Genomic DNA, 16,627 nt, shown 5'->3' on the forward strand with positions numbered 1-16,627 from the left:
TCGCACTGGGCGGCTGGACCCTCGCATGGTTCGTGATCATGGCGTGGAACGGTGGCGGTTCGTGGCACTTCTTCGTGCAGGGCGCGCAGGCGCTCGCCGACACCGACGACGCGATCCGCGGCGGGCTGCACACCTACGCGGCGGCGCCGATCCTGCAGATCGGCCCGGTCGCGCTGCTCGCCGCCCTCGCGCGGCGATGCCGGCCGGCGTGGCCGGCGCCCTGTTCATCTGGCAGGTGCTGGGCGCGGCCGCCGGCCTGGTCATCCTGTGGCAGATCCGCCGGATCGGCATGGCCACCCGGCCCGATCTGCGGCACGACGGGCGCCTGGACCGGCGGATCGCCGCCGCGGCCGTCGTGTTCATGCCCGTCTGGATGTTCCTGGCGGTCGGGGTCACCCACGTCGACGACGTCCTGGCACTGTTGTTCACCGTCCTGGCGCTCCGCGCCGCGGTGTGCGCCCGGCCGGTCCTCGCCGGGGTGCTGCTCGGCCTGGCAGTCGACGCCAAGCCGTGGGCCCTGCCGTTCGGGTGCCTGCTGCTCCTGCTCGGCGCCCGGCGGGCGGTGCTGTCCGGCGCCGCGAGCATGGCGCTCGTGGTCGCCGCCGCGTGGCTGCCGTTCTTCCTGGCGGATCCGGCCACGAGCAATGCCCTGCACTTCACCATCACCAACACCCGACTGTCGGCGCTGCGGGTGCTCGGTGTCCACGACGCCCGGACCCCACCGTGGGACCGGCCGGCCCAGGCCGTGCTCGGCGCCGCGGCGGCGCTGCTGGCCTGGCACCGCGGCCGGTGGCCGGCGATGGTGCTGCTCGCCGTCGGCGCGCGGGTCGTGCTGGATCCGGGCACCAACAAGTACTACGTGGCCGGGGTGGTCGTCGGCGCGGCGCTCTGGGATGCGCTGGGTTCCCGTGCGGCCTGGCCGTGGTGGACCGCGACCGCCTACCTCGGGCTGTTCGTCGCGCGCTGGGTGCCGATGCCGGACGCCGCGCACGGCTGGCTGACCCTCACCTACGTGCTGGCGTGCGCGTTCGTGCTGGTCACCCCCTCGGGTGCGCCGCTTTCAGCGACCCTTCAGGTCCGGAATGTGAGGCTTCGCCCATGACGATCGCCCGCCGTACGGCGAACAAGGTGCCCGAAGTCACCGTCTACTTCTGGATCATCAAGGTCCTGGCCACCACGGTGGGCGAGACCGCTGCCGACCTGCTCAACATGAACCTGGGCCTCGGCCTCACCTGGACCACCGTCGTGACTGGTTGTCGCAGTCCCGCGACGCCGGTGGCCTCGGCCTCGGTACCGTCGGACCGAGTGTGGTGTTCCTGCTCGCCTCGGTCGTCCTGGTCGTCCACCTGGCCCGCAGCCGGGTGGACGCGACCGGGGAACGGCCCGCCGAGCCCGCCCGGATCAACGCACGTAGCTACCCGTAGGAGGACCGGATGCGGTTGCTGCTGGTCGATGACGAGGTCGGGCTGGCCGAGACGATCCGCGACGGGCTGCGCACCGAAGGCTTCACCACCGACCTGGAGTTCAACGGCGTCGACGGGCTGTGGGCGGCGACGGAATCACCCAACGGCGCCTACGACGCGATCGTGCTGGACATCATGCTGCCGGGGCTCAGCGGCTACGAGGTGTGCCGGCAGCTGCGCCAGCGCGACGTGTGGACGCCGGTGCTGATGTTGACCGCCAAGGACGGCGACCATGACGAGGCCGACGGGTTGGACCTCGGCGCCGATGACTACCTCACCAAACCGTTCTCGTTCGTGGTCCTGGTGGCCAGGCTCCGTGCGCTGATCCGCCGGGGCGCGCCGCAGCGGCCGGTCGTGCTCAGCGCGGGCGACCTGCGCCTCGACCCGGCCCGGCGGCGGGTGACCCGCGGCGACGACGAGATCTCGGTGACGCCGCGGGAGTTCGCGCTGCTGGAGTTCATGATGCGCAACGCCGGCGACGTGCTGACCAAGACCGCCATCATCGAGAACGTCTGGGACGCGGCCTTCGACGGTGACCCGAACATCATCGAGGTCTACGTCGGCTACATCCGCAAGAAGATCGACCATCCGTACGGCCGGTCCGCGATCCGCACCGTGCGCGGAGCCGGGTACCGCATGGACCCGGACGGCGGCTGATGCGCCGGATCCCGGTGCTCTGCGCGGTCGCGCTGAGCGTCCTCACGCTGCTCGTCGTCACCCGGTTCGGGCCACTGATCCGTGTCGACGCCGCGGTCAGCGGCGCCGCCCGTCGCTTCGCGCTGCGGCACGACGGCTGGCGTATTGCAATGTCGGCGGTGACCCACAGCGCCGACACCCGGGTCCTCCTGCCGATCGCACTGCTGCTGACCGGGCTCCTGCTGTGGCGGCGGTGGCGCACCGGCCTCGCCTTCCTGCTCGGCACCGCGGTCACCGCCACCGTCATCCGGCTGACGATCCTGGCGCTGGTGCACCGCCCGAGACCGGTGGACCCGCTCACCGCTACCGCCGGCTGGGCGTTTCCGTCCGGGCACACCACGTCCTCGGCGGTGACCGCCGGCGTCGTCGTCGTGCTCGGCCGGGCCGTCCTGACCGGACGGTGGCAGCGCCGCGTCCTGATCGCCGTGGCGGGCACCTGGGCTGTGCTCGTCGGGGTCAGCCGGGTCGCGCTGCTGGCGCACTGGCCCAGCGACGTGCTCGGCGGCTGGCTCCTCGCCACGGGTGTCGCGGTGGCCTTCGCCCGCGGTCTCCAGATTCAGCGTTCCTTCAGGACCGGACGGCCAGCATCCCCTCAGCGTGACGATGGCCGGTCGCACCGGCCCGAGGGGAGCTCCGAGTGGAACACCGAGGAACCAGCACCGCGCGACGTCGGATCGTGGTCGTCTCCGCCAGCATCGGCGCCGGACACGACGGAGCGGCCGCCGAGCTGAGCCGGCGGCTGCGGGCGCAGGGGCACCAGGTCGACCGGCACGACTTCGTCGACCTGGTGCCGCGGCAGGCCGGTGCACGGCTGCGCGGCCTGTACCGGCGGCAGCTCACCGTCCTCCCGCGCAGCTGGGGCTGGCTGCTGGCCCTCGCTGGCGCGCCCCGTCTCGCGAGGGCTGCCGCCGCGCTGACCGCCTCCGCCGACGACGCGCTGCTCGCCGCGATCGGCGACGCCTCCGCGGTCGTGTCCACCTACCCCCTGGCCAGCCAGGTACTCGGCCGGTTGCGGCGCCAGGGCCGCCTCGCAGCGCCGGCGATCACCTACCTCACCGACCTCTCCGTCCATCCACTGTGGATCGCCGATGGGGTCGACGTCCACCTCGCCCTGCACAACGACGTTGCCCGGCAGGCGAAGGATCTCGGCGCGACCGACGTGCGGGTCGTCGCACCGGCCGTCGCACCGGCGTTCACGGAACTGGTCCCGGCCGACACACTGGCCGCCGCCCGGGCGCGGCTTGGGCTACCGGCGGCGCCGATCGCGCTCGTGGTGGCGGGCGCGTGGGGGGTCGGGTCCGTCGAGCGGGCCGCAGAGGACGTCGCCGCCACCGGGCTCGCCGTCCCGGTCGTGGCCTGCGGCCGCAACGACGCGCTGCGCCGGCGGCTCAACCGGTCCGGCCGGGTCGTCGCGCTCGGCTGGATCGACGACATGGCGACGCTGATGCGGGCGTGCCAGGTCGTGGTGCAGAACGCCGGCGGCCTGTCGTCCCTCGAGGCGCTCACCGCCGGCGTGCCGGTCGTGACCTACCGCTGCCTCCCGGGCCACGGCGCCATGAACGCCGAGGCGCTCGACCGCATCGGCTGGGTACCGTGGATCCGCCGCCGCCGCGACCTCGCCGCCGGGTTGCGGGCGGCCCTGGACCGGCAGGACCGGTTCGCGCCGGCCGCAGCGCTGCCCGAGTCGTGCACCCACCTGGTCGCGGCATGAGGCGGGCGCTGACTGCCGGGCTGCTCACCGCGGCCGTGGTGCACGCCGCACCGGCGGTCACCGCGTTCACGCCGGCCCGGCGGGCACTGTTGCCCGCGCTGGCCGGGACCGGGCCGCGCGATCGGGTGGCGCTCACGTTCGACGACGGGCCTGACCCGGTGTCGACGCCCCGGTTCCTGCGGCTGCTCGCCGACCACGACGTGCGGGCGACGTTTTTCGTGCTCGGCTCGATGCTGGCACGGGATCCCGGGCTGGGCCGGGAGACGCTCGCCGCCGGGCACGAACTCGCCGTGCACGGCTGGACGCACCGGTGTCTGCTGTTCCGCACGCCCGGGGCCACCTATGACGACCTGGCCAGAGCCCGGGACCTGGTCGCGTCGCTCGGCGGTGACCGGCCCCGCTGGTTCCGGCCGCCGTACGGCGTGCTCACCACCGGCGCGCTCGTCGCCTCCCGGAGGCTGGGGCTGCAACCGAAGCTGTGGACCGCGTGGGGCCGCGACTGGGAAGCCTCCGCCACCCCGTCCTCGATCGTGCGGACCGTGACCAGCACCCTGATCGGCGGCGGCACGATCCTGCTGCACGACTCGGACTGCACCTCCGCCGCCGGGTCGTGGCAGCGGACCCTGGCATCGCTCCCCCGGATCATCGACTGGACCCGCGACCGCGGCCTGCGCCTCGGCCCGCTCGGCGAACATCAGGCGGTGCCCCGATGACGTGGCTCGTCACCGGCGGCGCCGGTTACATCGGGGCGCACGTGGTCGCGGACCTGCTCGCGGCGGGCGAACGCGTCGTCGCGCTCGACGACCTGTCCACCGGCGACCCGGCCCGGCTGCCGGAGGAGGTGCCGCTCGTTGTCGCCGACGCCGGCGACCCCGTCATCCTGCGCGCGACGCTGGACCGGCACGGCGTCACCGGGGTCATGCACCTGGCCGGCAGCAAGTCCGTCCCCGAGTCTGTGTCCCGGCCCATCTGGTACTACCAGCAGAACGTCGGCGTGGTCGGTGCGCTGCTCTCGGCGATGGTCGACGCGGGAGTGCGCCGCCTGGTGTTCTCCTCCTCAGCCGCCGTCTACGGCGTGCCACACACCGCGACCGTCGCCGAGACAGCACCGACCCGGCCGCTGAACCCGTACGGGCAGACGAAGCTCGTCGCGGAGCAACTCGTCGCCGCCGCCGGCCTGGCATACGGCATATCGTGGATCGCGCTGCGCTACTTCAACGCCGTGGGCGCCGGCGCCGCGCACCTCGGAGACCGGGGCGCCACGAACCTGTTGCCGCTCGCCTTCAACGCCGTGGAGATCGGTGTGCCGCTGACCCTCGCCGGAACCACCCTGCCGACCGCGGACGGCACCGGCGTCCGCGACTACGTCCACGTCGCCGATCTCGCCCGCGCGCACCGGCTCGCCGCCCAACGGCTGGCCGGCGATCACTGTGCTGCGATCTACAACGCCGGCGCGGGCCGCGGTCACTCCGTCCTGGACGTCGTGCGGACGGTCGCGTCCGTCACCGGCGCCGCCGTGCCGATCCGGTCCGGTCCGCCACGCCCCGGCGACCCTCCGGAGGTCGTCGCCGCGATCGACCGCATCCGGTCCGGCCTCGGCTGGTGTCCCCGGCGCACACTCCTGGACTCGGTCGCCTCGGCCTGGCGCGCGCGCTCGACCAACCTGACCGACGTCGGCGGATGGTGACCGCCGCGACCACCTCGCCGTCACCCGGGGTCAGCGGCCCGGCATCCGCCGAGCACTGTTCCTCGGCATCTCCGAACGCTCCGGCGAACTGGCCCTGCTCAGCGCCGCCGGCTGGCCCGACAACCTGCTCCGCCGGCTCGTCGCCACCGAGGCCGTGGCCCTGGGCCTGCTGGGCGGCGCCGCGGGTGCGGGCCTCGGACTGGGCGCCGCGGCCGTGTTCGCCGGTGCGCTCACTGCCCCGCTGGTGTGGTGCGCGGCGATCGCCCTCACCGCCGGCGTCGCCGTGTCCGCGATCGCAGCAACGGTGCCGATCGCGATCCTGCATCGCCTGCCGATCGCCCAACTCCTGGCCGAGGAGTAACCGCGGCGTCGATCACGGGCTACCGCCTCGTCCAGGTAAACATCCGTGCCGTGCGTGGGTGGGACCCGCCCGAGCAGGTCCCACACCGCGTCAGTCGACGTCAGCATCGGCGGGTGGCGCGAGCAGCGCCAGGGTGGAGCCGAGGGCCTGAGGTAGGCGCCGGTAGAAGTCGGTGGTCTGCTCGTGGAGGGCGGCGAGCTGGTCGATGACGGCGTCGTCGAGCTGCCCGTAGAGCAGGCGTGCGACGTCGCCGTCCAGACGGTCGAGCTCGTCGGTCCACGGCAGCAACCTGTCGTGCGACTCCAGATCCAGGGCGGCGAGCACCGACATGGCGCCGGCCATCTGCGGCAGAAGCGCCTGCATCTGCGTCTCGTACCGCTCGAGCAGACTGGGGTTGACCCGGTGCGGTGCATGGCGGGCGAGCCAGCACACGCCGTCGATCTGGAACTGGACGGCAATCATGAGGCGATGAACCTCGGCCGACTGGGAACGGACCAGTTGCGTGAAGGCCGTGCGCTCCTCGGCGGTTCGGCGCAGCTGCTCGGTCCGGAGGCCGATCCTGCCGACCAGCACGGTTCCGAGCAGGGTGAACAGCCCGCCGACAACGGAGCCCCCGAGCGCAGCGAGTGCCTCGGTCATCGCAGGTCCCGCTCGCAGACATCGATCATCTGCACATTCTTTCATCGACCTCGAAGCCAGGACCGCGCGGATGTCATGGCGCCGGCGCGATCAAGGAGCGCTGTCAGGTCCTTCTCCGGTGTCCCAGGAGATGCGCGAGTTGTTCGGTCGTGGACGACGCCTGGACGTTGACCACGGGCCGGTCGTACATGACGCCGCGAAGCCGGTCCGGGATGACGGCGGCAGCGTCGGCGAGGCAACGGTCGGCGATGCCGTTCGGGGCGTCGCTGGGCTGACCGGTGGCTACCGCCAGGTCCCAGCCGTGCGTGACTGTCTCGACGGTGAATCCTCGCGCCGCATCCATGGCCGTGCAGGTTCCCCAGGGGGCCTGCACGTCTTCCGCAGCGCTCAGCGGGGTCCAGGCCGTTCTGATGGAGGCCGCCAGCCGCGCGTACGTGGAGGCGAGTTCCGCATCGGGAACGTCGTCGACGACATGCGGGATGCCCCGCGTCGGAGTGCGGCGCGCGGTGGCGAGTCCGCGCTGGGCGGTGCCGATGAGGTGGCCGAGCAGGCGCCGCACGTCGAAGTCTTCGCACGGGGTGGCCATGCTCATTGCCTCGATCGGCACCGCAGTGGCCAGGAGCGTCACCCAGTCAAGAGCATCGAAGTAGTCCTGCCGCTGCTGCGCCATGGTCACTCGATCACGATAATGCCGGGCGCGGGCGTCACCACGATCACCGATCGGTGAGCCGACGGGTACCGACCAGTTCGAAATGCGCCGGGCGCCCGTCAGGGATCGGCGCCGGCTCGATGCTGGCGGCGGCGCGTGATGCCGGATGGGCCGTCGGCGATAATGTCGGCGTGGAGTATGTGTCCAGGGTGCCCGGTCCGCCGCTGGACGGGCTGATCGACGACCTCTACTACCTGGAGGGCGCCCCGCCGTACTCCAGGTTGATGCTGCCGGCGGCGCCCGCGCCATTGCTCATCGTCAACCTCGGGGCGCCGTTTCTCATCCGCGCAGGCACCGACGTCGACGCCGTGGAGTACGCCGACGGCTGCGTGGTTACCACGCCCACCCGTGCGTGGGAGTTCAGCTACCCAACCCCGACCCGGTCCGTGGGCGTCCACTTCAGGCCGTGGGGCCTGGCACCGTTCCTTCCGATGCCCGCGGCCGAGTTGTGCGACCGACCTGCGACGGTGGAGCAGATCTGGGGCCAGCCCGCTGTCGCTGCATTGCGACACCGACTGACCTTGGCGGACGCACCGCACGAAATGCTGACGTTGCTCGAGGACGAACTGGTGCGACGGCTGCGGGTGATCGACGGTCTTGACCTGGTCCGCCAGATGAGCAGCGCCGTCGCGGCGACAGGCGGGACGGTGCCGATCAGCGACATCGGTGTGGCGGCCCGCGCCAGCAGCACGTATTTGGTGAAGCGGTTCAAGGCCGTAGTCGGTGTCACGCCGAAACGGCTGGCTCGCAGCTACCGCTTCAGCTCCACCGTGTTGGCGCTCGACGTCGCTGCACCGATCGACTGGGGAGACGTTGCCGCTGGCGCGGGCTACTTCGACCAGGCCCACTTCGTGCGCGAGTTCCGGGAGTTCACCGGGCTCACGCCGACCCGGTACGCCGAAGTCCGGCGGCGATTTCTGCGCGATCATCCCGACCACGTCCTGGACGGCTGGCCGCTTCCAGCCGATTGATTTTGTACAAGAGCGACAGCTCACGCCGCACAAGACTTGGGACTCCGAACAGAGGAGGAATCCATGGGGAAAGTGGTCATGAACGCGTCGGTTTCGGTGGATGGTTTCATCGCGGCTGAGAACGACGATCCCGGTCCGATCTTCGAGTGGCTGGTCAGCGGTGACGTGCCGTTGGACGACAGTGGCGTTCTGAAGGTGTCGCAGGCTTCGTTCGACTACGTCCGGCCGTACTGGGACGAGATCGGGGTGACCATTGCCGGCCGTCACGCCTTCGACATCACCGACGGCTGGGATGGGACGCCTCCGAGTGGGATCGACCATGTGGTCGTGGTGAGTCACCGTGGTGCGCCCGAGGGCTGGGACCCCCAGGCGCCGTTCCACTTTGTCGACGGCATCGAGGCGGCCGTGGCCAAGGCGCGGGAGCTTGCGGGTGACCGCACTGTCGAGTTCGCTGCTGGCGACGTCGGCGGCCAGGCGCTCGCGGCAGGTTGGGTCGACGAGGTACGCATGGACGTCGCACCCGTCGTGCTCGGGTCCGGTAAGCGTTACTTCGGCTCCGTCGACGCGCAGCACCTGCTGGAAGGCCCAGACGTCGTTGTTCAGGGCAACCGGGTGCTTCACCTGCGCTATCGGGTGCGCCGTTGACCGATCTGAGTGGGTACCGCGCGACACCGTTCAAAGCAGGCGTTCAAGTCCTGGCTCGCCGACCGTGACCAGACATGGCGCGACGGGGTGGAGGTGGTGGCGATGGACGGGTTCACCGGTTTCAAGACCGCCACCTCCGAGGAACTCCCCGACGCGGTTGCGGTGATGGATCCCTTCCACGCCAGATTCACCGGCTGGTGAGGCGGTGGGTCAGGGCGGTGTGGCGGCGGCCGGTGCCGGCGGTGCGGACCGCGATGGACAGGGCCTTGCGGCTGCCGGCCAGCACGACGAGGCGCTTGGCGCGGGTGACGGCGGTGTAGAGCAGGTTGCGTTGCAGCAGGGTGTACGCGCTCATCGTGACCGGGATGACGACGGCGGGGTATTCGCTGCCCTGGGAGCGGTGCACGGTGATGGCGTAGGCGTGCTGGAGTTCGTCGAGCTCGTCGAAGTCGTAGTCGATGTCCTCGTCCTCGTCGGTGCGCACGGTCAGCTGGCGGTCCGTCGCGGACAGGGCGGTGACGACGCCGACGGTGCCGTTGAAGACGCCGGCGGTGCCCTTCTCGTAGTTGTTGCGGATCTGGATGACCTTGTCACCGGGGCGGAAGACCCGGGCGCCGTGGCGGCGTTCCGGGGCGCCCTCCCGTGACGGGGCGAGTGCCTGCTGCAGCAGGGTGTTGAGGTTGCCGGCGCCGGCCGGGCCGCGGTGCATCGGGGTCAGCACCTGGATGTCGCGGGACTGCAGGCCGAAGCGTCGTGGGACCCGGCGGGCCACGATGTCGACCACGGTCTCGGCGGTGGCCTCGGGCTCCTCGACGGGGAACAGGAAGAAGTCGGGGTGTTCGCCGAACAGCGGAGCCTGGCCGGCGTTGATGCGGTGGGCGTTGACGATCACGCCGGACTGGGCGGCCTGCCGGAAGACCTTGGTCAGCCGCACCCGGGGCACGGTGTCGGCGGCGAGGACGTCGCGCAGCACCTCGCCGGCGCCGACGGAGGGCAGCTGGTCGACGTCGCCGACGAGCAGCAGGTGCGCGCCGTCGGGGACGGCCTTGACGAGTTTGTTGGCCAGGATCAGGTCGAGCATGCTGGACTCGTCGACGACGACCAGGTCGGCGTCGAGTGGGTTGTCCCGGTCGTAGGTGGCGTCACCGCCGGGGCGCAGTTGCAGGAGCCGGTGCACGGTGGTCGCCGGGTGTCCGGACAGTTCGGTGAGGCGTTTGGCCGCGCGGCCGGTGGGCGCGGCCAGCACGATGCGGGCCTTCTTCGCCGCGGCCAGGGTGATGACGGACTTGACGGTGAAGGACTTGCCGCAGCCGGGCCCGCCGGTGAGCACGGCGACCTTCTCGGTGAGCGCCAGCCGTACCGCTGCCAACTGCTCCTCGGCGAGATCGTGGCCGGTCCGCTCGCGCAGCCAGGCCAGGGCCTTGGCCCAGTCGACGCCGGCGAAGGCGGGCATCCGGTCGGCCCGCGTGTGCAGCAGCCGCAGCAGGCTCCCGGCCAGGGAGGATTCGGCGCGGTGGAACGGGACCAGGTAGACGGCGGGGATGGTGCCGTCGCCGGTGCTCGGGTTGGGCACGGCCTCGCGGATCACGCCCTCGTCGGCGGCGAGGTCGGTCAGGCAGGTGCGCACCAGGGCGGCGGGCACGCCGAGGATCTCCGCGGCGTCGGTGATCAGGTTGGGTTCGGGCAGGTAGCAGTGGCCGTTGTCGGCGGCCTCGGACAGGGTGTACTGGATGCCCGCGCGCACCCGTTGCGGGCTGTCGTGCGGGATGCCGACGGCCTGCGCGATGGTGTCAGCGGTGCGGAAACCGATGCCCCAGACGTCGGCGGCCAGCCGGTAGGGCTCGTCGCGCACCACGGCGACGGCGGAGTCGCCGTACTGCTTGTAGATCCGCACGGCCAGTGACGTGGAGACGCCCACACCCTGCAGGAAGACCATGACCTCCTTGATCGCCTTCTGTTCCTCCCAGGCCGCGCCGATCATGGCGGTGCGTTTGGGGCCGAGGCCGGGCACCTCGATCAGCCGGGCCGGTTCCTCCTCGATCACGCGCAGCGTGTCGGCGCCGAACCGTTCGACGATGCGGGCCGCCATCCGGGGGCCGATGCCTTTGATCAGCCCGGAGCCGAGATACCGCTCGATGCCCTGGATCGTCGCCGGGAGCACGGTGGTGAAGGAGTACACCTCGAACTGCTTGCCGTACTTCGGGTGCGATCCCCACCGCCCGACGAGTCGCAGGCTCTCCCCTGGCTGCGCGCCCAGCAGCGAGCCGACCACGGTGAGCAGGTCCTGGCCGGAGCGGTCGGTGGCGACCCGGGCGATGGTGTAGCCGGTCTCCTCGCTGACGTACGTGATCCGCTCCAGGACCGCGTCCAGCGTCACGCCGTGCGTGCGGTCAGCGGTGCTGGCCTGGGGGGAGGTCGACACGGCGAAATCCTATCCGCCTTGACAACGGCATGATCCCCAGGACAATCATTCCACTAGGCACTTAATGGAATGATGCTTTGGTGATCGACTTCTAGCTCGATGACCGGTCCGGCGTCGCCACCTACCTGCAGCTGGCGCAGCAGGTGCGGCACGCGCTGCGGCTGGGTCTGCTGGGGCCCGGGGACATGCCGCCGACGGCGAAAGAGGTCTTGGCGAAGCTCGCCATCAACCCCAACACGGTGTTGAAGGCCTACCGGGAGCTGGAGCGCGAAGGGCTGCTGGTGGTCCGGCAGGGGTCGGGCACGTTCGTGCGCACGTCCCTCGCCCCGCGCGATCAGGCCGAGCAGGTCGAGCTGCAGCAGCGGCTGACCGACTGGGTGGCCGCGGCCAGCCGGGCGGGCCTGATCGACGAGGACATCGAGGCGATGTACCGCGCGGTGATACTGGACCGCGAAGATGCGCGACGCCGAGACCCTCTCCACGGCGGTGGTGCTCGAGAAGCCGAAGCGCTGGGTGCACGAGGTGCTCCGCATGCCCGACGGCCAGGAGATCGACTGGTATTTCACCGACACCGCGCCGAGCGTCGTTGTCGTCCCCGTCACCGCCGCCGGCAACGTCGTCATGGCCAAGCAGTATCGGTACAACCTGCGGCGGGACACGATCGAACTGCCGGCTGGTCAACGCGGACGAGCCGATCGACAAGGCGGCACGGCGTGAGCTCGTCGAGGAGACCGGTCACGTCGTTGACCCCGGCAACCTGTATCCGCTCGGAGCCAGCTTGTGTGCCAGGCGGCGCCAGGTCATTGAGGCCTGGTGGTGGACGACGCGACCGCGGTCCTGTCGGAGATCCACGACGTCGGCTGGGACCTGGTGACGTCGGCGCCGTTCAAGAACATCCAGTACGAGGCGATGGGCGCGCTGTACGTGTTCCGGCGGCGCTGAACGAAGAACACCCGCAGCCTGATCGCTACGGGTGTCCGGCGGTGCCTCTGCCCAGCCCGGCCCCGCCATGCCTCGCCATGTCCGGCCTCGCATCGCCTCGCCGGGCCAAGACTGCCACCCTACCCCCAGCACCTGCCGATCAAGCCGTCAGCGACCTAGCCTCAACCGGGTGACCGACAAACCGGCAGGCCCTCCGACCAGCCCGTGGCTGCCCGAGCACCTCCGCGGCCTGACGCAGGAGACCGCAACCGACGAGCAGTGAGCCGAGATCCGGGCCGCGTTCCGCCGGCGCGTGACGAAGCTCGACGAGTACTGGACCCCAGAGCGGCGGGCTGCGCTCCGGCCGGACGTGTCGGCGGCGCTCTCGAGGAACCAGGAACTGGTCGACGCCCGCAACGCTGCCGAGGCCGCGGACCCGTTGCTGCTCTGGCGACGACTGGGCGTCGAGGCCGCTCGAACTGCGGACCTCGCGGAACGCGTGGTGCCGATAGAGAGTGTCGCAGCGTTCCGGGAAGCGTTCGATCAGGCTCTTCCGCAGGTTCGGGCGAAGAACCCGCTGGACCGAAAGGCTTGAGTCGATCACGCTCAACCCCGATCGAAGGCGTGACCCCCACCCGCGCTGAAGGTATCGTCGAACGTATGGCCGACCAGCAGCCCGACACCCGCGGCGACTACGTCGACGAGCGCGGCGTGACTATCACCGCCGCCGGCCGTGAGCGTGCCCGCGCGAAGCTCAACGAGCTCGACGCCCGCTGGACGCCGGAGCAGCGTGAAGAGCGCCGCCTGGCCATCCTCGCCCGCATCCAAGCCGCGTGACGTTCCAGCTGGTCCTCATCGAAGACTAAAGCCGTCGGCCCGGATGAGCCGTTCGGGTGACCGGCCGGGACGACGGCACGATCCCGCGGCAGGCGTGCCGGGGCTACGGTCCGGAGATGGCCCGGGACAAAGACCCGTTCGTGCTGGCTGGCCGCGTCGAGGACGCCACAGTCGAGCTGGCGATGCTGCTCCGGGAGGACGTCAGCATCGACCCGGCGCATGTGATCGTGCCGTTGATGGCGACGATGGGCGGGTTAACTGCCGCCGTTGAGGAGATCGCGCGTGCCGCGGTGTCCGTCGATGAGGAGGCGGCGGTGGTGCTGCGTCGGGCGGCGGGCCTGTTCATGCAGGCGCGAGGCGACCTGCAGGAGGCGTTGATGCGGCTGCCGGTGGTCGCGCCGCGGGGCACGCTGTACGGGGCCAGGCTGGATCCCCCGCCGGCACCGGCCCGGCTTGTCCCGAGAGACGCGCCGCCGGACTGAACGGCCAGGCCTGAGCTGCCGCTTTGCCTCGACTGCGGCGGCCACTCCGTCAACTTCGCGATATCCGGGTCGACCGGTTCGGTGTTGACGTGCTCGATCTTCGGAAGGGGCCTGCCTGCGGGCGCCTCGTCCTCGCGTGCCGCTGCGGCCCGGACTGCCTCGATGAACTCCTCGACCTTGTCCGGCGGCAGATAACCGTCGTACGGTCCGACTCTGATCGCGACCCAGCCGTACGGCTCCGACTCCACGGTGATCGTCTCCCGGGGCTCCCGGGCGGCCAGCCGCCTTCCGGCTCGACGGGCCACGTCCACGGCAGTTGCATCGTCGCTCCTCGTCAAATACCCCATCAAAGAACGGTTAGCGCCAATCATCGCAGGTCACACCGTTGCGGCATCGACCGGCGGGCTCAACGCAAGTTCCCCATCAAGGAAACCGCCTATCGCCGCACCGCACACGCCGCCGCATGTTCAACCAGCCAGTGCAGCCCCGCCGCCATCGCTGCCACGTCCACGCTGTGCCCGCACCCGGTACACCGCTCCGTCAGGAACCCGGACAAGTCCATCTCGATCCAGGCTTCTCCCCCGCCAGCAGTACGGAGGATCTCCGACACGATCTCCCTGTACTCGTTCATGCTTCCATCGTCCCGCGGGCCGAATCGGGCTCCGTGTCGAAGTACGTGCCCGGCAGGTGGCGCACGGCAGGAGACCCGACGGTTCGACGTGATTGTCGCAGGTCACGCCGTTGCGGGCAGTGACCGGCGGGCTGAACGGAAGTTGCGCGTCAAAGAAAAGCGCGAGTACCGCTGTCACATCACGAGCACCGTCGGGTTTGACGGCGGCTCCACCAGCACCTTGAAGTGCCAGTGCCCGTTCGACGCTTCCTCGTCCGCGCCACACGCGCAGGTCCAAACGTCAGCGTCTGGCATCCCGGCCGGCGGCCAGAACCGGAACAGAATCGCCTGGATGCTCATCCGGTCATCGGCGCCGGGCAGGGTCTGGATGTGGAACTCCTTCGGCATCCCGGCCTGGATGAGCTCGGGACCGAACAGGGGTTGTGGCGCCGCCTGACGCGAAGATCCCGACTGCGGCGACCCGATAGTCGAGCATGAAGGTAACCGTGCCGAAGACGCTGCTCCCGGGGATGGTGGTGTCCTTGTGGAACCCTTCGATCTTCCCAGGGTGGGGCGGGCACCGGTCATCGTGCCGGCTGCACGGTCAATGCGGGCGGTCGCCTCTGCCGCTTCAGCCGACTCGCGGGCCGACCGCAGCGCTTCGCCAGCGATCCGGTTCGCTTCGACCGAGTGGGTGTTCGCCTTCGCCGCTTCGTCCTTCGACCCGTGGGCGATCGTGTTGGACTCGCCCTCGATGGTATTCGAGGCTTCCGCTTCCGGTTCGACTCCTTGGCGATCTTGTTCGAGTCCTTGGAGTTTCGGTTCGCCCGGACCGCAATGGCAAGCGCGGCGAGGCCGGCGGCCCCGCCGACGAACCCGGTGATGGTGCTGGCGATGTCTGTCCACAATGGGGTGTCGGTCATCGCGCCAACGTACCGGCGTGGCACCCGGTCAGGATCAGCACAACGCCCGATCATCGGTGGACGACCCGCGCCGCGATGGCTGGGCGCCGGTCGTCCAGAGAGGCCAGGCGGGCCGGGTCAGCCCATCGGGTACGTCGGGCACAACCGCTTGTGCACCACGTCCAGGATCTTCCCCGCCGTCGCCGCGCCCGAGCCGCTGCACGACGATCACCGCTACCGTCCCCCGGCATGGACCGACGTGAGAAGCCGCCCCGCGACACGGCCAAGGACCGCCGGTGGACGATCACCGTCGCCGGGACCCTGCTATGGATCATTATCGGGAACGCCGCCCTGCACCTGAACGTCGCCGCCGTCTACGGCATCGCCGTCGTCGCCGCGGTCATCCTGTGGACGGTGACCGCACCCAGGACGTGACTGGCAAGCATCGCCGCCCTGGGCCCGGAGCGACCGACCGACAGGCGCTGCGCCGGCCGACTACGACAAGCCGACGTCGAACCGGGGGTCGTGGGTCGGGATCGTCTGGTTGAGCTCGCCGTCCTTGTCAGGGGATCCAGCCCAGGCGCGGTCACGGTTCGCCACCCGCGGCGGATTGCGCTGTACGCCGCGCCGACCCTTCGTCGCCCTGCTGGTTTGCCCTCGCCTGCTCAAGCACTTCCTCGTCGGTTAGGCCGTGCTGCGCGTCGTAGGCGAGCGTCGCCGACTGCCCGAGCTGCAGCAGCACCCGCATCCCGTCGCGGATCGCCTGACGGTCCCAGTCATGCAGCTGCGAGTCGTCGGCGGCGATGGCGTCGAGGAAACGGCCGGTCGACGGCATGTCCCGGGGGCGGGAAGTGCTTGGCCTGCATGACGGTGACGCCACCGGCGATGTTGTTGATGATGATGTCGGCGCCCTGGCCGCCGATCCCGCCTGGGGATCCAGCACCCGCCTACGGCCGGCGGTCGCCAGGCCCGGGCAGGAACGATAGCCACGCCTTGAACCGGTACGACGACACATCGATCCACGTCGGCCCGCTCTCCGCAGTGACCGCCCAGTTCTCGTCGACGGCGAAGTTGGCGTAGTACACCGGGTCGCCGGCAGGGTCCAGGCGGCTCGGGTCCACGGCCTCCTTCCATGCCGAGGCATGGAGCACGGCGAGGTCGATCCCGAGCGTCGAGGCCGCCTCCTCCGAGAGGTACCCCCGTCGCTCGTAGCGGCCCGACCCGTCGCGCTCCTGCCGCGGGACGCGCGCCACCCAGTCGAGCACCTCCCGCGGGTACTCGTAGAACGCGTAGAAGTCGTCAAGGTCGTGGAACTCCCCCGCCCGCGCCGCCAGGTCGGCGGCCAACGCTGGATCGCTGCGCAGGTCGAGCCATCCGGGGCGCACCTTGACGAAGCGCTGTCTGGTGACGCGTTCCAACGGCAGCGGCCCGTGCCCGCCGGATGCCGGCCCACCGGTCACTATCGCGAAGATCTCCCGTCGATCGGCATTGCGCTGCACAAACCGGCACTCATCGCTGTCGTTCACGTATCCCCCCGAGACCTCAACCTAGCGGTCGCCGCTCATGCCCTG

At 70.7% G+C, this 16,627-nt stretch carries 23 protein-coding genes and 3 pseudogenes; 19 read left to right on the plus strand and 7 right to left on the minus strand.

Annotated features, from left to right (window positions below):
* Positions 1-196: 196 nt before the first annotated feature.
* The 9 genes and pseudogenes from ACFPIJ_RS32410 (at position 197) to ACFPIJ_RS32450 (ending at position 5,918) form a co-directional block, all read left to right on the plus strand.
* Complete coding sequence (locus ACFPIJ_RS32410) at positions 197-1,102, plus strand: hypothetical protein (RefSeq protein WP_380120643.1); 906 nt, start codon at positions 197-199, stop codon at positions 1,100-1,102.
* Positions 1,099-1,203: pseudogene (locus ACFPIJ_RS32415) on the plus strand (hypothetical protein); the annotation flags it as partial. The gene ACFPIJ_RS32410 and the pseudogene ACFPIJ_RS32415, both read left to right, overlap by 4 nt.
* 50 nt (positions 1,204-1,253) lie before the next feature.
* On the plus strand, positions 1,254-1,424 hold the full coding sequence (locus ACFPIJ_RS32420) for a hypothetical protein (RefSeq protein ID WP_380120948.1): 171 nt from the start codon (positions 1,254-1,256) through the stop codon (positions 1,422-1,424).
* A 9-nt stretch (positions 1,425-1,433) separates the two neighbouring features.
* The gene (locus ACFPIJ_RS32425) at positions 1,434-2,120 is read left to right on the plus strand and encodes a response regulator transcription factor (RefSeq protein WP_380120645.1); all 687 of its coding nucleotides are present in this window, start codon (positions 1,434-1,436) and stop codon (positions 2,118-2,120) included.
* Positions 2,120-2,890, plus strand: coding sequence for a phosphatase PAP2 family protein (locus tag ACFPIJ_RS32430; RefSeq protein ID WP_380120647.1), 771 nt, complete (start codon positions 2,120-2,122; stop codon positions 2,888-2,890). The genes ACFPIJ_RS32425 and ACFPIJ_RS32430 overlap by 1 nt, the downstream gene beginning before the upstream one ends.
* Entirely contained in the window at positions 2,836-3,870 is a 1,035-nt protein-coding gene (locus ACFPIJ_RS32435) for an MGDG synthase family glycosyltransferase (protein WP_380120649.1), read from the plus strand. The genes ACFPIJ_RS32430 and ACFPIJ_RS32435 overlap by 55 nt, the downstream gene beginning before the upstream one ends.
* A complete protein-coding gene (locus ACFPIJ_RS32440) occupies positions 3,867-4,583 on the plus strand; it encodes a polysaccharide deacetylase family protein (protein WP_380120651.1) in 717 nt (238 codons plus the stop codon). The genes ACFPIJ_RS32435 and ACFPIJ_RS32440 overlap by 4 nt, the downstream gene beginning before the upstream one ends.
* Positions 4,580-5,557, plus strand: coding sequence for a UDP-glucose 4-epimerase GalE (gene galE / locus ACFPIJ_RS32445; RefSeq protein ID WP_380120653.1), 978 nt, complete (start codon positions 4,580-4,582; stop codon positions 5,555-5,557). The genes ACFPIJ_RS32440 and galE overlap by 4 nt, the downstream gene beginning before the upstream one ends.
* Positions 5,558-5,624: 67 nt before the next feature.
* On the plus strand, positions 5,625-5,918 hold the full coding sequence (locus ACFPIJ_RS32450) for an FtsX-like permease family protein (protein WP_380120940.1): 294 nt from the start codon (positions 5,625-5,627) through the stop codon (positions 5,916-5,918).
* A gap of 90 nt (positions 5,919-6,008) precedes the next feature.
* Here the strand turns inward: ACFPIJ_RS32450 and ACFPIJ_RS32455 are convergent, their stop codons facing one another.
* Positions 6,009-6,557, minus strand: a complete 549-nt coding sequence (locus ACFPIJ_RS32455; protein WP_380120655.1) for a hypothetical protein — start codon at positions 6,555-6,557, stop codon at positions 6,009-6,011.
* Positions 6,558-6,660: 103 nt separating this feature from the next.
* Complete coding sequence (locus ACFPIJ_RS32460; protein WP_380120656.1) at positions 6,661-7,227, minus strand: TIGR03086 family metal-binding protein; 567 nt, start codon at positions 7,225-7,227, stop codon at positions 6,661-6,663.
* Between the two features lie 53 nt (positions 7,228-7,280).
* On the opposite strand from ACFPIJ_RS32460, the gene ACFPIJ_RS32465 reads away from it, so the two are divergent.
* The 3 genes and pseudogenes from ACFPIJ_RS32465 to ACFPIJ_RS32475 all read left to right on the plus strand — a co-directional run.
* Positions 7,281-8,237, plus strand: coding sequence for a helix-turn-helix domain-containing protein (locus tag ACFPIJ_RS32465; protein WP_380120658.1), 957 nt, complete (start codon positions 7,281-7,283; stop codon positions 8,235-8,237).
* A gap of 63 nt (positions 8,238-8,300) precedes the next feature.
* On the plus strand, positions 8,301-8,882 hold the full coding sequence (locus tag ACFPIJ_RS32470; protein WP_380120660.1) for a dihydrofolate reductase family protein: 582 nt from the start codon (positions 8,301-8,303) through the stop codon (positions 8,880-8,882).
* 27 nt (positions 8,883-8,909) lie between these two features.
* Positions 8,910-9,062: pseudogene (locus ACFPIJ_RS32475) on the plus strand (transposase); the annotation flags it as partial.
* A 7-nt stretch (positions 9,063-9,069) separates the two neighbouring features.
* Here ACFPIJ_RS32475 and recD2 read toward each other — a convergent pair.
* Positions 9,070-11,304, minus strand: coding sequence for an SF1B family DNA helicase RecD2 (gene recD2 / locus ACFPIJ_RS32480; RefSeq protein WP_380120662.1), 2,235 nt, complete (start codon positions 11,302-11,304; stop codon positions 9,070-9,072).
* 131 nt (positions 11,305-11,435) lie between these two features.
* On the opposite strand from recD2, the pseudogene ACFPIJ_RS32485 reads away from it, so the two are divergent.
* From ACFPIJ_RS32485 to ACFPIJ_RS32510, 6 genes and pseudogenes are all read left to right on the plus strand, one after another.
* Positions 11,436-11,603: pseudogene (locus tag ACFPIJ_RS32485) on the plus strand (GntR family transcriptional regulator); the annotation flags it as partial.
* 157 nt (positions 11,604-11,760) lie between these two features.
* Positions 11,761-12,021: an NUDIX hydrolase gene (locus ACFPIJ_RS32490; RefSeq protein WP_380120664.1), complete on the plus strand. Its 261-nt coding sequence runs from the start codon at positions 11,761-11,763 to the stop codon at positions 12,019-12,021.
* A 96-nt stretch (positions 12,022-12,117) separates the two neighbouring features.
* Positions 12,118-12,246: a hypothetical protein gene (locus tag ACFPIJ_RS32495; RefSeq protein WP_380120666.1), complete on the plus strand. Its 129-nt coding sequence runs from the start codon at positions 12,118-12,120 to the stop codon at positions 12,244-12,246.
* A 292-nt stretch (positions 12,247-12,538) separates the two neighbouring features.
* Positions 12,539-12,820, plus strand: coding sequence for a hypothetical protein (locus tag ACFPIJ_RS32500; protein ID WP_380120668.1), 282 nt, complete (start codon positions 12,539-12,541; stop codon positions 12,818-12,820).
* A 65-nt stretch (positions 12,821-12,885) separates the two neighbouring features.
* On the plus strand, positions 12,886-13,062 hold the full coding sequence (locus ACFPIJ_RS32505; RefSeq protein WP_380120670.1) for a hypothetical protein: 177 nt from the start codon (positions 12,886-12,888) through the stop codon (positions 13,060-13,062).
* Between the two features lie 116 nt (positions 13,063-13,178).
* The gene (locus tag ACFPIJ_RS32510) at positions 13,179-13,544 is read left to right on the plus strand and encodes a hypothetical protein (RefSeq protein WP_380120672.1); all 366 of its coding nucleotides are present in this window, start codon (positions 13,179-13,181) and stop codon (positions 13,542-13,544) included.
* Between the two features lie 436 nt (positions 13,545-13,980).
* On the opposite strand, the gene ACFPIJ_RS32515 is transcribed toward ACFPIJ_RS32510, so the two are convergent.
* A complete protein-coding gene (locus tag ACFPIJ_RS32515) occupies positions 13,981-14,175 on the minus strand; it encodes a hypothetical protein (RefSeq protein WP_380120674.1) in 195 nt (64 codons plus the stop codon).
* A gap of 174 nt (positions 14,176-14,349) precedes the next feature.
* Positions 14,350-14,562: a hypothetical protein gene (locus ACFPIJ_RS32520; RefSeq protein WP_380120676.1), complete on the minus strand. Its 213-nt coding sequence runs from the start codon at positions 14,560-14,562 to the stop codon at positions 14,350-14,352.
* A gap of 743 nt (positions 14,563-15,305) precedes the next feature.
* On the opposite strand from ACFPIJ_RS32520, the gene ACFPIJ_RS32525 reads away from it, so the two are divergent.
* Positions 15,306-15,491: a hypothetical protein gene (locus ACFPIJ_RS32525; RefSeq protein ID WP_380120677.1), complete on the plus strand. Its 186-nt coding sequence runs from the start codon at positions 15,306-15,308 to the stop codon at positions 15,489-15,491.
* A 151-nt stretch (positions 15,492-15,642) separates the two neighbouring features.
* On the opposite strand, the gene ACFPIJ_RS32530 is transcribed toward ACFPIJ_RS32525, so the two are convergent.
* Both ACFPIJ_RS32530 and ACFPIJ_RS32535 read right to left on the minus strand, forming a co-directional pair.
* Positions 15,643-15,891 (minus strand): hypothetical protein, encoded by a 249-nt coding sequence (locus ACFPIJ_RS32530; RefSeq protein ID WP_380120679.1) that lies wholly within the window; start codon positions 15,889-15,891, stop codon positions 15,643-15,645.
* A gap of 112 nt (positions 15,892-16,003) precedes the next feature.
* Positions 16,004-16,582, minus strand: coding sequence for a hypothetical protein (locus ACFPIJ_RS32535; RefSeq protein ID WP_380120681.1), 579 nt, complete (start codon positions 16,580-16,582; stop codon positions 16,004-16,006).
* Positions 16,583-16,627 lie beyond the last annotated feature (45 nt).

Source organism: Dactylosporangium cerinum (genome assembly GCF_042653625.1).
Classification (GTDB): Bacteria; Actinomycetota; Actinomycetes; order Mycobacteriales; family Micromonosporaceae; genus Dactylosporangium; species Dactylosporangium cerinum.

Excerpts from the sequence above, each read along its gene's own strand:
- ACFPIJ_RS32515 (WP_380120674.1), bottom strand. The coding sequence starts at position 14,175 with ATGAACGAGTACAGGGAGATCGTGTCGGAGATCCTCCGTACTGCTGGC.
- ACFPIJ_RS32525 (WP_380120677.1), top strand. The coding sequence starts at position 15,306 with ATGGACCGACGTGAGAAGCCGCCCCGCGACACGGCCAAGGACCGCCGG.
- ACFPIJ_RS32460 (WP_380120656.1), bottom strand. The coding sequence starts at position 7,227 with ATGGCGCAGCAGCGGCAGGACTACTTCGATGCTCTTGACTGGGTGACG.
- ACFPIJ_RS32430 (WP_380120647.1), top strand. The coding sequence starts at position 2,120 with ATGCGCCGGATCCCGGTGCTCTGCGCGGTCGCGCTGAGCGTCCTCACG.
- galE (WP_380120653.1), top strand. The coding sequence starts at position 4,580 with ATGACGTGGCTCGTCACCGGCGGCGCCGGTTACATCGGGGCGCACGTG.
- ACFPIJ_RS32410 (WP_380120643.1), top strand. The coding sequence starts at position 197 with ATGCCGGCCGGCGTGGCCGGCGCCCTGTTCATCTGGCAGGTGCTGGGC.
- ACFPIJ_RS32510 (WP_380120672.1), top strand. The coding sequence starts at position 13,179 with ATGGCCCGGGACAAAGACCCGTTCGTGCTGGCTGGCCGCGTCGAGGAC.
- ACFPIJ_RS32455 (WP_380120655.1), bottom strand. The coding sequence starts at position 6,557 with ATGACCGAGGCACTCGCTGCGCTCGGGGGCTCCGTTGTCGGCGGGCTG.
- ACFPIJ_RS32440 (WP_380120651.1), top strand. The coding sequence starts at position 3,867 with ATGAGGCGGGCGCTGACTGCCGGGCTGCTCACCGCGGCCGTGGTGCAC.
- ACFPIJ_RS32505 (WP_380120670.1), top strand. The coding sequence starts at position 12,886 with ATGGCCGACCAGCAGCCCGACACCCGCGGCGACTACGTCGACGAGCGC.
- ACFPIJ_RS32470 (WP_380120660.1), top strand. The coding sequence starts at position 8,301 with ATGGGGAAAGTGGTCATGAACGCGTCGGTTTCGGTGGATGGTTTCATC.
- ACFPIJ_RS32520 (WP_380120676.1), bottom strand. The coding sequence starts at position 14,562 with ATGCCGAAGGAGTTCCACATCCAGACCCTGCCCGGCGCCGATGACCGG.
- ACFPIJ_RS32425 (WP_380120645.1), top strand. The coding sequence starts at position 1,434 with ATGCGGTTGCTGCTGGTCGATGACGAGGTCGGGCTGGCCGAGACGATC.
- ACFPIJ_RS32490 (WP_380120664.1), top strand. The coding sequence starts at position 11,761 with ATGCGCGACGCCGAGACCCTCTCCACGGCGGTGGTGCTCGAGAAGCCG.
- ACFPIJ_RS32530 (WP_380120679.1), bottom strand. The coding sequence starts at position 15,891 with ATGCCGTCGACCGGCCGTTTCCTCGACGCCATCGCCGCCGACGACTCG.